This is a genomic window from Candidatus Tisiphia endosymbiont of Temnostethus pusillus (genome assembly GCF_964264675.1).
Taxonomy (GTDB): domain Bacteria; phylum Pseudomonadota; class Alphaproteobacteria; order Rickettsiales; family Rickettsiaceae; genus Tisiphia.
Window position 1 is genome coordinate 328,261 of sequence record NZ_OZ183472.1, and the last position, 16,077, is coordinate 344,337.

At 34.4% G+C, this 16,077-nt stretch carries 10 protein-coding genes; 8 read left to right on the forward strand and 2 right to left on the reverse strand.

Annotated features, from left to right (window positions below):
- Positions 1-11: 11 nt before the first annotated feature.
- The 4 genes from ACFEL2_RS01660 (at position 12) to ACFEL2_RS01675 (ending at position 3,033) form a co-directional block, all read left to right on the forward strand.
- Positions 12-551 (forward strand): hypothetical protein, encoded by a 540-nt coding sequence (locus tag ACFEL2_RS01660; RefSeq protein WP_375332100.1) that lies wholly within the window; start codon positions 12-14, stop codon positions 549-551.
- On the forward strand, positions 535-1,002 hold the full coding sequence (locus tag ACFEL2_RS01665) for a lysozyme (RefSeq protein WP_375332068.1): 468 nt from the start codon (positions 535-537) through the stop codon (positions 1,000-1,002). The genes ACFEL2_RS01660 and ACFEL2_RS01665 overlap by 17 nt, the downstream gene beginning before the upstream one ends.
- A gap of 50 nt (positions 1,003-1,052) precedes the next feature.
- Positions 1,053-1,577, forward strand: coding sequence for a hypothetical protein (locus ACFEL2_RS01670; protein ID WP_375332101.1), 525 nt, complete (start codon positions 1,053-1,055; stop codon positions 1,575-1,577).
- 91 nt (positions 1,578-1,668) lie between these two features.
- A complete protein-coding gene (locus ACFEL2_RS01675; protein WP_375332102.1) occupies positions 1,669-3,033 on the forward strand; it encodes an MFS transporter in 1,365 nt (454 codons plus the stop codon).
- On the opposite strand, the gene ACFEL2_RS01680 is transcribed toward ACFEL2_RS01675, so the two are convergent.
- On the reverse strand, positions 2,973-3,644 hold the full coding sequence (locus ACFEL2_RS01680) for an HD domain-containing protein (protein WP_375332103.1): 672 nt from the start codon (positions 3,642-3,644) through the stop codon (positions 2,973-2,975). The two genes, ACFEL2_RS01675 and ACFEL2_RS01680, sit on opposite strands and share 61 nt — an antisense overlap.
- Positions 3,645-3,714: 70 nt before the next feature.
- On the reverse strand, positions 3,715-4,314 hold the full coding sequence (locus ACFEL2_RS01685; RefSeq protein WP_375332104.1) for a bifunctional (p)ppGpp synthetase/guanosine-3',5'-bis(diphosphate) 3'-pyrophosphohydrolase: 600 nt from the start codon (positions 4,312-4,314) through the stop codon (positions 3,715-3,717).
- 268 nt (positions 4,315-4,582) lie between these two features.
- On the opposite strand from ACFEL2_RS01685, the gene ACFEL2_RS01690 reads away from it, so the two are divergent.
- From ACFEL2_RS01690 to ACFEL2_RS01705, 4 genes are all read left to right on the forward strand, one after another.
- Complete coding sequence (locus tag ACFEL2_RS01690) at positions 4,583-5,071, forward strand: hypothetical protein (protein WP_375332105.1); 489 nt, start codon at positions 4,583-4,585, stop codon at positions 5,069-5,071.
- 43 nt (positions 5,072-5,114) lie between these two features.
- Positions 5,115-6,152, forward strand: a complete 1,038-nt coding sequence (locus ACFEL2_RS01695; protein WP_375332016.1) for an IS630 family transposase — start codon at positions 5,115-5,117, stop codon at positions 6,150-6,152.
- A gap of 272 nt (positions 6,153-6,424) precedes the next feature.
- Positions 6,425-7,531 (forward strand): efflux RND transporter periplasmic adaptor subunit, encoded by a 1,107-nt coding sequence (locus tag ACFEL2_RS01700; protein WP_375332106.1) that lies wholly within the window; start codon positions 6,425-6,427, stop codon positions 7,529-7,531.
- 135 nt (positions 7,532-7,666) lie between these two features.
- A complete protein-coding gene (locus ACFEL2_RS01705) occupies positions 7,667-16,069 on the forward strand; it encodes a hypothetical protein (protein WP_375332107.1) in 8,403 nt (2,800 codons plus the stop codon).
- Positions 16,070-16,077: the final 8 nt, after the last annotated feature.

The window sequence follows — 16,077 nt, forward strand, 5'->3', positions numbered from 1 at the left end:
GTAATAATTATATGATAGCAATATTAAGTGCCTTTATAGGATTTTTCAGTAGTTTTTTACCGGAGATTTTGCATTTTCTTAAGGATAAGAAAGACAAGGAACATGAGCTGAAATTAATCGGTCTGCAAATAAAAGCTTCAAATACTATCCATAGTGCTAGGCTTGAGGAAATCCAAATTCAGGCTGATAATGATGAGAGTAAATATCTGTATCAATATGCTGGCATGCAAATAGCCAATAACAGCAATAATAATTGGGTGGATTTTTTATCTACCACTGTTAGACCAATGATTACTTATGTATTCTTTCTGCTCTATGTAGCATTAAAATTAACCATCTTCATAAAATTTGGTGCATCAGACACCATATGGAGTAGTGAGGATCAAGGTATATTTTGTGCAGTTATTGGTTTTTGGTTTGGTCATCGGGCTTTTGGCAGATACCGAGTGAATGGTTATAGTAACAATAACGGTTACACCTATAGCAATGGTAGTGGTTACACCTATGTCAACGGCAGTAGTAATGGTAAAGTTAGTGGATACAAATATTAAACTTGCTGCAAATGATAGCAATAGTAAAGCAGAATATATCATTAAAATCTTTGAAGGCTTGAAGCTACAACCATATTACTGCCCAGCTGGTTTAAAAACTATTGGCTGGGGGCATGTGATCAAAGAGTACGAACAACAACAAATGTCTGATGGCATATCGCGGGAACACGCTGATTACTTGCTAGAGCAGGATATAGAACAAGCTAAATGTGCCATTTATCGACATTGCCGTGTACCATTAAACTGCTCACAAGAGGGAGCTTTGATATCATTCATCTTCAACTGCGGAGCTGGTGCATTTCAAGCTTCCAGTTTACGACAAAAGCTGCTACGAAGTGAATATTTATCAGCTGCCGATGAATTTCCTAAATGGGTTTATGCTAGAGGTATCAAGCTTAAAGGTTTAGTGAGAAGGAGATTGGCAGAGAGAGAAATGTTTTTGCAAAATTAGATTATGTGAAAATTTTATAAACAAACAACATTATATAACAGGATAAAAAAATGAAAGCCGCAAGGATAAAAATAGAGAAAAATCAAGATCAGTATCAAAACATTGTTAGCCAAAATGTTGTTAGTTTAAGCAAAAAGAAAAATAAACCTCAAGAAGTTGTGATAAATGATACTGTAAAACAGACTTCCACTACCCCTGAGGTAATACCACAAACTGTGTCCCAAACTATGCCCCAAACTGTTGAGCAGGCAAGAAAACACTACGCTATTTCTAGCAATAATGTTGATAGCCAAAATATTATTGAAGCAAATGACTCAATAGCTGAAAAAGTAAAAGAGCTGAATCAGTTGGAAGAGATACAACAACAGCTACTCTGCAAGGAAGATAGCTTAAAGTTAGAAGTGATGAATTATATGCAATTCCATGTTTACCTAAAAAAAGGTGAGCATATTCTTGTATCGTGGAAGCAAGCTACTCGCAAAACCTTTGACCTACCAAAGTTCAAAGGTGATTACCCTGAACTATATAGTGAATATGTCAAAGAGATATCCTCTAGACTATTTAGGCTTTATTAAAATTCGGTGATATTGTTAACCAAAATGTATTTTCACTTTTAATATTATTTTGTTCTTGCTATCATTAATGACCAAGCTGATGGTAAGGGAAATGATAGGGTATCCTCAAGAACAAAGAAGTTTAAACAAAGAACAAAAAGAAACTATAGGGTTACTGTCAATAGGAACTTTCCTTGAATATTTTGATTTGATGATATATGTACACATGGCGGTATTTATTAATGAAGTATTTTTTCCCAAAACTGATCCACACACTACGACTTTGTATTATGCAGCTACTTTTTGCTCAACTTACTTACTTAGACCATTAGGGGCTTTAATATTTGGATGGATAGGTGATAATATAGGTCGTAAGGCAACAGTTATCATCACAACTTTCATGATGGCATTTGCTTGCGTTGTTATGGCTAATCTGCCTACTTACGAACAAATAGGAATCTTAGCGGCTTGGTTAGTAACCATCTGCCGGGGTATTCAAGGTATATCTTCTCTAGGTGAAATAGTAGGGACAGAACTTTATTTAACTGAAACGCTTCACCCACCAATACAATATGCAAGTGTTGGATTTATAGGGGCTTGTGCTACCTTAGGAAAGTTAGGGGCGTTAACAATTGCTTCACTTGTTGCCTGTAATATTTTTAACTGGCGTGTAGCATTTGGGATAGGTGCAGCAGTTGCCCTGATTGGTTTTGTTGCAAGAAGCAAACTTAGAGAAGCCCCAGACTTTGCTGATGCCAAACGTCGAATTAAAAAAGTTTTTGACAAAACTAATACCGATATAAATATTTTATATGACCGTCCTACTTGGCGGGAAAAAGTGAATAAAAAAACCGTACTAGCTTTCTTTTTATTACAATGTCCTTTACCGGTATGTATTTATTTTATTTATATATATTGTGGTAATATTTTACAAACTAGTTTTGGTTACACACTGCCTGAAGTTATTCACCATAATTTTCTTGTCTGTATAATGGAGCTGTTAACCACATTAATATTATGTTATTTAAGTTTAAAAGTATATCCATTATTAATCATAAAAATTACACTGCTAATATTTTCTATTTTCATGATATTTTGTCCGTATTTATTGAATAATCTTAATTCTCCTGATCAGTTATTTTTGATTCAATTCATTATAATCTTATGGAAGAAATGCCTCGACCCTGCTACTCCCATTTGTTTAAAAAGCTTTCCCATATTTAAACGTTTTACTTGTGCCAGCATAACATTTGCTGTATCTCGTGCTTTAATGTATGTTATCAGTGCTTTTGGTTTTGTCTACCTGATTGAGTGTTTTGGCAATTGGGGAATATGGTTTATTATGATTCCTACAATGATCGGTTTTGCTTACGGACTATCTCATTTTGAAAATCTAGCAAAACCAGCTAAAATCATCTACCCAAGAAATGCGTACTCTAAAGCAGATGGGTTAGGGGTAATAGGTAAATTTTTGTAACATAGATTTATCAATTGTTGTTCGGCTGTTGGTATTTCTAAGTAAAAACAAATATCTATAAAATATCCTATAGTTTCCTTAACTATCTTCAGTGCCTTTTCAGGTGATTTAGCTCCTAGAGTTTGTAAGTTGTGAATGCGATCAAAAATTTTAATCAATGCTACATCATATTTTTCCTGTTGAACTAATAAATCTAAAATCTCTTTGGAGCTAATTTTGCCATAAGGCTTGACCCTTGTCAGGTCTTCTACTTGACTTGCGACTAGACTGCCAAAAATTTGAACAATCATCTCTTCGGTAAGTGTTGTGTCTTCAACAGTATCGTGCAGTAAACTGGTAACGATCATGTTAGTGTTAAACAATTGCTGAACTGCTTGAGCTGTATATTCAGCAAACATATAAGCTACTTCAATCGGGTGTGAGTAATATGGTTCACCCGATTGCCGCATTTGACTACCATGATATTTCTTAGCATAATAGATAGCTTTGATAATTTCTCTGATATCTACTGGGTTAGTTACTTTTTCATTTAGTGAAATCAATTTACTAAGTAACTTAGCAGAATATTCACAAGATTTAAACTTGATCTGCCAATTGTCAATATCTTCCATGAAACGCCTCCCCATTATTTTGATTGTACATTAAATTAAACTAATATTGCCAATGATTTTGTTATATTTTTTAAGAATTATTTTGGAATTTACGCCAAAGATTTTCAATTGCCTGCTCATAGGCAACGAGTTCTGATATAGTCCAATTAAACTGGTTAAAAATATCATAGGCTTTATTTATTTCAGTATTAATAGCAACTGTATTAACTTTCTCCTCATCAAATAACTTTCTTAATTTTTCTTCCTGCGTTTTTTTATATTCCTCATGGTTGGCAATGCCAAATTCGGCTATATCATGCATCCTTCTAGTCCGTATTTGTATTTCTATGTTACGATCATAAATATCAGCTATAAGTACGAGATGCAAAGAACGGTAACCATTATCCTTAGGATTAGCAATATAGTCTTTTGTCTTTTCCATATTAACAGGATAGATATTGTAAAGAGTAGTCAATACTTCATAACAGTCATATTGTTTATCAACTATAATTCTAAAACCAATTAGGTCAGTTAATTCTTTCACCTCTATATTCTTCCTTAACATCTTTTTTAAAGCAGAATAAGGGTCTTTTAATCTGTACTGTATTTCAACTTTTATACCATTTCTACGCAGGTTAGCACTAATATTAGCTATAATGTTACGTAAATCGTTAGTAGTGGTATCTTGCATAATTAATATTATACTCTATACTCAGAACTTTAATGTTAACAATTAACAACTAGTCTGTCAATTATCAGTAATTAGTTAATAAATTAATAGAAAATGGTCATAAAAGACTCATAAAACTATCATTCTGCCATTCCATTAGATAATTTGGAGAACAGATATACTTTAAATATAAAACCATATTATACTAATGATAAAAATACTTGCAATAGTTTGTTATATTTATTTCCAAAAAATGATATAATTTATTTTTTCATACGAGGTAAGTATTATGGATACACTTAAAGAAATTATCGATGACCTGCAAGCAGGAGAAGATGTTAAGAGAATAGATTTGTATGATAGTGCTATAGGTGATGAGGAAGTTGAGTCGCTAGTAGAAGCTTTAAAGAAGAACAACACTGTAACACACTTATGTTTGAGCAATAACAAAATCACTGTTAAGGGGGCTAGGGTACTAGCACAATTCTTAAAGGACAACAAAACTGTAATAGAAATAGATTTGAATCGCAACCAAATAGATGTTGATGGTACTGAGTGTATAACAGAAGGCTTAAAGCACAATAACACCGTGATGAAAATAAATTTGTGGGACAACCATGTATGCGATGAGGGGCTTTGGTTTGTGGCACAATTTTTAGAGCATAACCAAACTGTGACGCACTTATATTTGGGTAATAACAAAATCACTTTTGAGGGGGGTAGATTCATATCACAATTTCTAATGAATAATAAAACTCTGACAGTATACTGCTCGTAAATGAAGAGTTGAAGGAAGAGAAGAAAGAAGCTAGAATATGATAATGGGAAATATTTTAACATCTGAACAAAGAACGGTACTGAAGTCAGGTCATGGTAATGAACGAGATAGGAGAGTATGTGACCGAATTAAGGCAGTTTTGCTGTATGATAAAGGTTGGAGCTATGGAGAAATAGCAGAAGCATTGCTGTTAAGTGAAGAAGCTATAAGAAAGCATGTAAGAGATTATCAAAAATTTAATAAATTAGAGACAGCTACCGGTGTTAGTGCAAGTAAGCTAAGTGAGCTAGAAGAGAAAGAGTTAATAGAGCATTTAGAAATATGTAATTATGTTTATGCCAAAGATATCAGCAATTACATAGAAGAAAAATACGGTGTTACCTATACAATAGCAGGAGTAACAAAACTATTAATCAGATTAGGCTTTGTATATAAGAAGCCAAAGATCGTACCCGGCAAGCTTGATATAGATAAGCAAGAACTATTTAAGCTAGAATATAGTTTGTTAAAAGGTACTCTCAAGGCTAAAGAAGCTATATATTTTATGGATAGCGTTCATCCTCAGTATCAAACAAAAGCCCGTTATGGTTGGATCAGAAAGAATCAAAATAAAACTTTACCAACATTTAGTGGCTGGAAAAGGAAGCATTTAATAGGAGCAATTAATTTATCTGATTTGCAATTAGTTAGCACAGATAATCCTAAAGTAAACGGTGATTATATAATCAATTTTCTACAAAAATTAGAAGCAGAAAATCCTAATAAAGAGAAGATATATTTGATTTGTGATAATGCTGGGTATCATAAGTCAAAGAAAGTAAAGGAGTATCTAGTAAATAGCAAAATAGAATTAGTATTTTTACCACCCTATAGCCCTAATCTTAATCCGATTGAACGATTATGGAAATTTATGCATAGAATTGTAACAAATAATAAATTTTACCATAATTTTGCTCAATTCTCAGAAGCTATAGATAGATTTTTTGCTAATATTGATAAATACAAAGGTAATTTGATTACTCTTATAACTGACCAATTTCAGACTATAACTTTTAATCATTTTGCCAACTCTTCAGGTTAATTGAGTATATAAGGCTATACACTAGTTATGGTTGAAACATTTCCATGTTAGCTACACTACTACTTTCTGTAAATAAAATTAAAAAATTTTAAAATAATTACTTGCACAAAATAAAATTTTACTGTATATGTGACTAGAAAACAATAAAACCGTTTGTCACGGTTCTTTTGTTATCAGAAATTATACTCAAATGATTTGAGTATAATCGAAGTTGAAAATGAATAGATTAAAGAGAAGGTTAGCAATCTAATCAGAAATATGGTAAAATTCAAATGACCCTAGGGAAGATATTAATAAGTCGAAGATCCTATATATATGGACTATTATTTGTTGCAGTATCGGTTGTTGTAGTGATAGTTTCTATCAAAAAAGTAGTCAGTAGACAAGCCCCAACACAGCAAGTGGACAATCAAGCTGTTGTAATTCCTGTTGAAGTGGTTAAGGCTCAATATTCAGAGGAGACAAATGATATATTGGTTACAACAGGCAAAACCTTAGCCTATGAAACACATGCAGTTAAAGTCAATACAACAGGAAGAATTAAAGAACTTGACTTGCCTATAGGTAGCTATGTTAAAAAAGGTGATATTTTAGCGGTATTAGATACCACACAAATTGACTATCTGATTGAACTAGCAAATGAAGAGTATCATCTTAAAGAGAAAAAAGCTAATGCGATGAAGCAGTTATTGGATAAGAATCTCATTAGATATACAGAGTATGTGAACCATAACATAGAATACCTTGATGCTAAACAAAAATATTATACATTACTTGATGAAAAAACCAATCATTATGTTGTTGCCCCATTAAGTGGAATTGTTGAACGAAAACTTGTTACTGTTGGAGAGCTTGTTACACAAAAGGATAAAATAGTCGTTCTTTATGATATTCATATTATCAAGGTTGCGTTTGGTCTTGATGAAAGCGACTATCAAAAATTTAAAAGTGCGGGAGGGAGCTATGTCAACATCTATATTCCCGCTTTAAACTTAGCCCTTAAACTAAGTGATTTTAAAACTTCAGAAATTGCCCAAGATAAGAATCACTCAGTCTATATTGAAGCATTGATTCCAAATGATGATAATTCAATCATGCCGGGCTTATTTGTTAACGTAAATGTTATTTTCAATGGCAACAAGCAACGGATAAAATTACCAAACTCAGCTGTTTTCTTTGACTCTTATTACTATGTTTATGTTATTGAGAATAATACAGCTAAAAAAGTAAGGATTGAAATAGGTGATAGTGATAGCCAAAGTGTAGAGGTAGTTACTGGCATCAAACCAAATGACCAAGTGGTTATTTCAGGAAAGAAGGGATTGCATGATGGAATCAAGGTTTTGATTGAAGATGAGACAACTCACTCAACAATATGAAATAGGTCATAACTTATTGACGCACCGGAATCGAAACTTGACAAATTATAACAATAGTTTGACAAGTCAAGAATATTTCAATTTGTATTTACAATATATTAATACTTTTTTTCATTGTTGGAGAACTGAATACAAATGAATAAAAAAATCCAAAAACTATACTTTCTTATGATACTGCTATTTTGTAGTTCTGTTAATGCTCTTGAGAATAATGATGATAACACAGCTAAACTTAAGCAATTAAACAGAATTCAAGCAGGTGCTATACAGGACCTGAGGAGGAAGGAACTTGAGCTTCAGGAAGCATTAAAGCAAAAAGAGCAAGAATTGGAGGAATCTCAAAATGGTAGTAATACCTCAGATAACTCACATTCTTCATCAAATACTGGACAAAGAACTACAGGAAGCAATTCTGCTTCTCCAGAACAGTATATTAGTAATAATCATAATACTCAAGATAATGCAAGTCCTCAAATTAATTCTAAAGTATATGTAAATGATGACAAAAATCTTGATGTTATAAAAGTTCCAAATATTACTGATTCTGTGCAGAAAACTAATCCATCACAAACTAATCAATCACAAACTAATCCATCACAAAGTGCTATACTTGGAGATTCGAACCAACAAGAACCAATGTTAGGTGATAATAAGCAATTGAATAATCAAATTGACCAATTGGATTCAGATGGTGAACCACTGGAAACACATGAAAATACTTCGAAATTTGAACTATTGCAGAGTAATATTGAAAAAGCTGAAGCAAAATTATTAGAGTTGCAGACCAAAGAAGATGATTTGAATAATGCTTATATGGAGAAAAAATTAGCATTTGAAAAACTAGAGCAACTGCAATCACAATTGCCTAAACAATCGGAGATAAAAGATAATTCATTAAATCAGCTGCAAAATCAAGAGGCTAAAAAAAATGCGGCTGCTTTACAGGGTGATTTGGAGGCTCAAAAGAAATTGCTTGATGATGCACAACAACAGATAAAGTCCTTAAAGAACGAGATTGAAGAAAAGAAAACAGCATTAAAACAACCTATTACGAATCATCTTAAAAAGCAGGAAAGTCAATCAGTTGCAGAGTTAAAGAAGGAAAAACCCAATAAAAAGACTCAAGACAAGATTAAAGTAAAGAGTCAGTCAAAAAAGACAGAAAAAAATACAAAAAATCAGCCGACAACACTTAGTGCAGCAAAAGATTTAGGATATAATAAGTTGAATGCAGATTTACAAACTAACTTGGATGAAGCTAAAAAAGATCATGAGCGAGTTCAGCAAGAATTAGAAAAAAAGAAAGAAGAAAATAAGTATTTGCAAGAGCAGATAACAACCTTAGGTAAAGATAAGGATGGCTTGGGGGTGGATTTAGTAGATGCTAGAAATAAGGCAGAAGCTTTGACTAAAGAAACTATTGCTTTGAATGCCACTTTGACTGAAGCTCAAAAGGCAAGAGAGCAGGCAGCTAAAGATCTAAAAGAACAACAGCAGAAAGTAACAGCTTTGAATCAAGATTTAGCAGAAAGAGAGCAAAAAATAACAGGTTTGCATGCAAAACAAGATGAAATGGTTAAAGCTCATGAAGAAAAGATTGAAGTTGTAACTAAAGAGATTGCAGATTTGAAGCAAGCTCAGGTAGCAAGAGATCAGCAAATAGCAGATTTGAATAAAGCCCAGAAAGAAAAAGAAGAAAAAATTGCAGCTTCTACTAAAAAAATTGCTGATTTGAATACAATTTTGGATAAAGAAAAACAGGCGGCATTACAAGAGCAGGCTAAGTTAGCTGCAGCGGTTGACGCTCAGCAAGTAAAAGAGCAAGAGCATGCAGTACAAATGGCAGATTTGCTTAAAGAGAAACAGGCAAAAGATGACGCATTAAAAGTAGCACAGGATAAGTTAGATAAAACAGTTAAAGCTTATGAAGCAAAAGAGCAGGAGCATGAAGCAAAAATGGCAGATTTGACTAAAGCTCAGGAAGAGCAAGTTGTTCTAGCTAAAGCAAAAGAGGAGAAATTTGTAGAAAAAATGGCGGCTTTAACTAAAGAGAAACATCAGCAAGATACGGAATTACAAAATGCACAAGATAACTTAGCTGAAGCGGTTGAAGCTCATGAAAAACAAATTGCAGCTTTGAATGCAAAACAAGATGAGATAGTTAAAGCTCAGAAAGCAAAAGAGCAGGAGCATGAAGCAATTGCAGCTTTGAATCAAGCAAACGAGCAGGCATTAGAATTAGCTAAGAAGGAATTTGAAGAAAATAAAAAGCTGTTGAAAAAGGACTTAGTAGATGCTGAAAAAAATGCAGAAGCTTTGACTAAAGAGAAACAGGAAAAAGATGATGAATTAAAATGGGTACAGGCTAAGTTGGATGAAGTGGTTAAAGCTCATGAAAAACAAATTGCAGTTTTGAATGCACAACAAGAAGAGATAGTTAAAACTCTAGAAGCAAAAATGACAGCTTTGACTGAAGAAAAGCAGGTAAAGGATGAAGAATTCAAAAAGGTAAAGGGAGAGTATGAAAAAGCTCAGCAAGCATTTGAAGCAAATAAAAAGCAGTTAGATGCAAGAATTGTAGCTTTGACTGAGGTTCAGCAAGTAAAAGAGCAGGAGTATGAAGCAAAAATAACAGCTTTAACTGAAGAAAAACAGCTAAAGGATGAAGAATTCAGAAAGGTAAAGGGTGAGTATGAAGAAGTTCAACAAAAATTAGTGGAAGATAAGAATAAATTTGAGGAAGAAAGTGAGAAGCTAAAAGAAAAGATGGTAGCCTTAGAAGATGGTAAGAAGCTGTTGGAAAAGAACTTAGTAGATGCTAGTAACGCAAAAGATGTTGTACAGGCTAAGTTAGAGGAAGTGCTTGGAAATCACGCATTAGACAAACAAAGATTAGAGCAAGAGAATAAGGTAGCGGTGGAGAAGTTAGCAGAAGTTAATGAAAAATCACAACAACAGATAGAGGATTTGACTAAAGAAAGAGATGCATTGGATATAATGGTTAAAGCTAGTAATGATGAGATAGCAGCTTTGACTCAACAAGCAAAGGATGCACAGGGTAAGTTTGCTGCAGCGGAGCAAGCTCACAAAGATGCGATAGCTGAAATAGCAAATAAGCAGCAAGAATTAGAATTGTTTAAGAACGAATTAGCAGCAGAAAAGAGCAAATTTGAAGAAGCAAGTAAAAAGTTAGCTCAGGATAAGGATAAGTTGGAGAATAGTTTAAAAGTTGCTAATAATGAAAAAGATGCTATTCAAGTTAAATTTGCTAAAGCAGAAGAATCAGAAAGGATGGCACAGGCTGAGATAGCAAAGAATCAACAGGCATTAGAATTAGCTCAGCAAGCATTAATAGAAAAGGAGAAGAAATTTGAGGGAGAAAGTAAGAAGCTACAAGAAAAGATGGCAGTCTTAGAAGATAGTAATAAGCAGTTGGAAAAGAACTTAGTAGATGCTGAAAAAAAAGCAGAAGCTTTGACTAAAGTAAAGGATGATGCCGTTAAAGAGCTAGAGGTAAAAGGTCAAGAAATAGCAGCTTTGACGGAAGCTCAGAAAGCAAGAGAGCAGGAAGTTGCAGATTTGCTTAAAGAAAAACAGGCGGCATTAGAAGAGAAGGCTAAGTTAGCTGAAGCGGTTGACGCTCAGCAAGTAAGAGAACAAGAGCATGCAGTACAAATGGCAGATTTGCTTAAAGAGAAACAGGCAAAAGATGACGCATTAAAAGTAGCACAGGATAAGTTAGATGAAACAGTTAAAGCTTATGAAGCAAAAGAGCAGGAGCATGAAGCAAAAATGGCAGCTTTGACTAAAGCTCAGGAAGAGCAAGTTGTTCTAGCTAAAGCAAAAGAGGAGGAATTTGCAGAAAAAATGGCGGCTTTAACTAAAGAGAAACAGCAGCAAGATACGGAATTACAAAATGCACAAGATAAGTTAACTGAGGAGGTTGAAGCTCATGAAAAACAAATTGCAGCTTTGAATGCAAAACAAGATGAGATAGTTAAAGCTCATAAAGCAAAAGAGCAGGAGCATGAAGCAATTGCAGCTTTGAATCAAGCAAACGGGCAGGCATTAGAATTAGCTAAGAAGGAATTTGAAGAAAATAAAAAGCAGTTGGAAAAGAACTTAGTAGATGCTGAGAAAAATGCAGAAGCTTTGACTAAAGAGAAAGAGGAAAAAGATCAGCAAATTGCAGCTTTGAATAAAGACCAGCAAGAACAAGAAGAAAAAATTATAGCTTTGACTCAAGCTCAGGCAGAACAAGCCGCTCTAGCTAAAGCAAAAGAGGAGGAATTAAATAAGTTGCAGGAAGCTCAAAAGCAATCAGTAGCAAAATTAAATGAGGCAGAGAATAAGTTAGCTGCAGCAGTTGAAGATCATAAAGCAAAAGAGCAAGAGCTAGAAACAAAATTAGCAAATGCTAATAAGGATAATGAGGACTTAGATGCCAAGATAGCAGATTTGATTCAACAGCAAAAGGAAGCACAGGCTAAGTTGACTACAGCGGAGCAAGCTCACGAAGCTGCACAGGCTGAAATAGTAAAGAATCAACAAGCATTAGAAACGTTTAAGAACGAATTAGCAGCAGAAAAGAGCAAAATTGCTGATTTGAATGAAATGTTGAATAAAGAACAACAGGCAAAGGAGGAGGTAGCTAAAGAGCTAGCAGCAAAAGGCAAAGAAATAGAAAATTTGACTGCAGCTCATGCAGAGCAAGCTGCTCTAGTTAAAGTAAAAGAGGAGGCATTCAATAAGTTGCAGGAAACTCAAAACCAATCAGTGGAAGAGTTAAAATCACTACAGGATAAGTTTGCTGAAACTCTTGAAGCTCAGAAAATAAAAGAGCAGGAATTTGCAGCACAAATGGCAGTTTTGACTAAAATAAACAATGAAGCATTAGAAGAGAAGGCTAAGTTAGCTGCAGCAGTTGAAGATCATAAAGCAAAAGAGCAAGAGCTAAAAACAAAATTAGCAAATGCTAATAGGGATAATGAGGACTTAGATGTCAAGATAGCAGATTTGACTCAACAGCAAAAGGAGGCACAGGCTAAGTTGACTACAGCGGAGCAAGCTCACAAAGATGCGATAGCTGAAATAGCAAATAAGCAGCAAGAATTAGAATTGTTTAAGAACGAATTAGCAGCAGAAAAGAGCAAATTTGAAGAAGCAAGTAAAAAGTTAGCTCAGGATAAGGATAAGTTGGAGAATAGTTTAAAAGTTGCTAATAATGAAAAAGATGCTATTCAAGATAAATTTGCTAAAGCACAAGAATCAGAAAGGATGGCACAGGCTGAGATAGCAAAGAATCAACAGGCATTAGAATTAGCTCAGCAAGCATTAATAGAAAAGGAGAAGAAATTTGAGGAAGAAAGTGAGAAGCTAAAAGAAAAGATGGCAGCCTTAGAAGATGGTAAGAAGCTGTTGGAAAAGGACTTAGTAGATGCTAGTAACGAAAAAGATGTTGTACAGGCTAAGTTAGAGGAAGTGCTTAGAAATCACGCATTAGATAAACAAAGATTAGAGCAAGAGAATAAGGTAGCGGTGGAGAAGTTAGCAGAAGTTAATGAAAAATCACAACAACAAGTACTTGCTTTGACTCAACAAAATGATGATGCACAAGCTAAGTTAGTTGAGTTTGCTCAAATGCTTGAAGCTAACAAATTGGAAAAACAAAGTGCCCAAGACAGTATAGAAGAATTGGAGAGATATAATAAGCAGTTGGAAGAAAAGTTAGCAGATGCTAAAGATGATATACTAAACAAGGATATAAAAGCTCTTGATGATGAGTATGCTAAGAATATGGAGGTTTTAGTAAAAGAAGAAGAGGAAATAAACAAGCAAATAAAAGATATTGATGATGAGCATGCTAATGATGTGAAAGTATTAGCAAAGAAAGAAGAGGAAATAAACAAGCAAATAAAAGATATTGATGATGAGCATGCTAATGATGTGAAAGTATTAGCAAAGAAAGAAGAGGAAATAAACAAGCAAATAAAAGATATTGATGATGAGCATGCTAATGATGTGAAAGTATTAGCAAAAAAAGAAGAGGAAATAAACAAGCAAATAAAAGATATTGATGATGAGCATGCTAATGATGTGAAAGTATTAGCAAAGAAAGAAGAGGAAATAAACAAGCAAATAAAAGATATTGACGATGAGTATACTAAGGATTTAGAAGCATTAGCCAAAGAAGAGGAGAAAAGAAATAAGCAGATGAAAGAGCTTGAGGATCAGTATGCACTGGCAACTGGACAAGCCAAAGAAATATTAAAGGAGCAAGTAAGTAAGCAGAAAGAAAAAAATGAGAGTCAACGTCAGAAGGCTATGGACACATTAGAAGGAAAAAAGAACTATATAGCTAATAGGAAGCAACAACTAGAGGAGGAACGTACAAAAGCTGTAAATATATTCACAGAAAAAGATAAGGATGTAGCTAAGAAAAAGCAACAACTGGAGGAGGAGCGTACAAAAGCTGTAAATATATTCACAGAAAAAGATAAGGAGGTAGCTAAGAAAAAGCAACAACAAGAGGAGGAGCGTACAAGAGCTGTAAATACATTCAAAGAAAAAGATAAGGAGGTAGCTAAGAAAAAGCAACAACAGGAGGAGGAACGTACAAGAGCTGTAAATACATTCATAGAAAAAGATAAGGATGTAGCTAAGAAAGTACAACAACAGGAGGAGGAGCGTACAAGAGCTGTAAATACATTCACAGAAAAAGATAAGGGTGTAGCTAAGAAAAAGCAACAACAGGAGGAGGAGCGTACAAGAGCTGTAAATACATTCACAGAAAAAGATAAGGATGTAGCTAAGAAAAAGCAACAACAGGAGGAGGAGCGTACAAAAGCTGTAAATACATTCACAGAAAAAGATAAGGATGTAGCTAAGAAAAAGCAACAACAAGAGGAGGAACGTACAAGAGCTGTAAATACATTCATAGAAAAAGATAAGGATGTAGCTAAGAAAGTACAACAACAGGAGGAGGAGCGTACAAGAGCTGTAAATACATTCAAAGAAAAAGATAATGAGATAACTAATAAAAAGGAACGACTGGAGCAGGAGCGTACAAAAAATCCATCTGTAGAACAAGATAAGGAGATAGCTAAGAAAGTACAACAACTAGAGGAGGAGCGTATAAAGGCTTGGAATACATTCAGATCAAAAAAGGAGGAGATAGCTAAGAAAGTACAACAACTAGAGGAGGAACGTACAAAAGCTGTAAATATATTCACAGAAAAAGATAAGGATGTAGCTAAGAAAAAGCAACAACAGGAGGAGGAGCGTACAAGAGCTGTAAATACATTCACAGAAAAAGATAAGGATGTAGCTAAGAAAAAGCAACAACAGGAGGAGGAGCGTACAAAAGCTGTAAATACATTCACAGAAAAAGATAAGGATGTAGCTAAGAAAAAGCAACAACAGGAGGAGGAGCGTACAAAAGCTGTAAATACATTCACAGAAAAAGATAAGAATGTAGCTAAGAAAAAGCAACAACAGGAGGAGGAGCGTACAAGAGCTGTAAATACATTCATAGAAAAAGATAAGGATGTAGCTAAGAAAGTACAACAACAGGAGGAGGAGCGTACAAGAGCTGTAAATACATTCACAGAAAAAGATAAGGATGTAGCTAAGAAAAAGCAACAACAGGAGGAGGAGCGTACAAAAGCTGTAAATACATTCACAGAAAAAGATAAGGATGTAGCTAAGAAAGTACAACAACAGGAGGAGGAGCGTACAAGAGCTGTAAATACATTCACAGAAAAAGATAAGGGTGTAGCTAAGAAAAAGCAACAACAGGAGGAGGAGCGTAAAAAGGCTGTGACGGCATTACAAATAACAGAGGCGGATGTAACTAAGGAGACAAAAAACTTTGAGGGTAAGCATACACAGGCTATGAAATCCCGAAGTAGTTTCGTTAATCAACGAAACTCATCAGGAGTAAAAACAGCAAGTCAAAACTTAGCTAAGGTGCGAAATGAAATGAAAAAGGTACAAGGGAGCAGTACACCATTGAATAGTAATAATAACAGTGTAAGTGTAAGCTCTAGAAGCAATCGTTCAATTAGTAGATCTAGTGTAAGTAGTATAGGTAGTGTAGGTGATTTGACACAATCTCCTAATCCATTAAATGAGAAAGTTGCTGCAACTAACCTACTAGTAGAACAACAGAGCAAAAAAACTCCAGTTGTAATCCAAAAAGAATCCCCAACTGAGGTAGCTAGTCCAGTAAAAACAGTAGGAATTGGAGCTAGTAATGTATTAAGAGAACAAGGACAGAATGGTTTAAGAGAACAGAATAGTCCTCAACTTGTACCCTCAAAGCGGCCTAAGGTAATTGATCCAGCAATGGTAAAAAAAGATACTGCTGTAACTCCAGTTGTAAATGACAATACCAAGCTGTCACCCAATACCCTACGAAAATCAGCAACTACAACTGGAACAGATGTAACTAGAATAAAAAACAATGTCTACATTTCGCAAGACCCAGCACAGAGGAAAATAGGGGTGCAGAGTCCTACTAAGAATATTAGGGATTAATATGAAAA

Excerpts from the sequence above, each read along its gene's own strand:
- ACFEL2_RS01685 (WP_375332104.1), bottom strand. The coding sequence starts at position 4,314 with ATGCAAGATACCACTACTAACGATTTACGTAACATTATAGCTAATATT.
- ACFEL2_RS01700 (WP_375332106.1), top strand. The coding sequence starts at position 6,425 with ATGACCCTAGGGAAGATATTAATAAGTCGAAGATCCTATATATATGGA.
- ACFEL2_RS01670 (WP_375332101.1), top strand. The coding sequence starts at position 1,053 with ATGAAAGCCGCAAGGATAAAAATAGAGAAAAATCAAGATCAGTATCAA.
- ACFEL2_RS01680 (WP_375332103.1), bottom strand. The coding sequence starts at position 3,644 with ATGGAAGATATTGACAATTGGCAGATCAAGTTTAAATCTTGTGAATAT.
- ACFEL2_RS01675 (WP_375332102.1), top strand. The coding sequence starts at position 1,669 with ATGATAGGGTATCCTCAAGAACAAAGAAGTTTAAACAAAGAACAAAAA.
- ACFEL2_RS01695 (WP_375332016.1), top strand. The coding sequence starts at position 5,115 with ATGGGAAATATTTTAACATCTGAACAAAGAACGGTACTGAAGTCAGGT.
- ACFEL2_RS01660 (WP_375332100.1), top strand. The coding sequence starts at position 12 with ATGATAGCAATATTAAGTGCCTTTATAGGATTTTTCAGTAGTTTTTTA.
- ACFEL2_RS01690 (WP_375332105.1), top strand. The coding sequence starts at position 4,583 with ATGGATACACTTAAAGAAATTATCGATGACCTGCAAGCAGGAGAAGAT.
- ACFEL2_RS01705 (WP_375332107.1), top strand. The coding sequence starts at position 7,667 with ATGAATAAAAAAATCCAAAAACTATACTTTCTTATGATACTGCTATTT.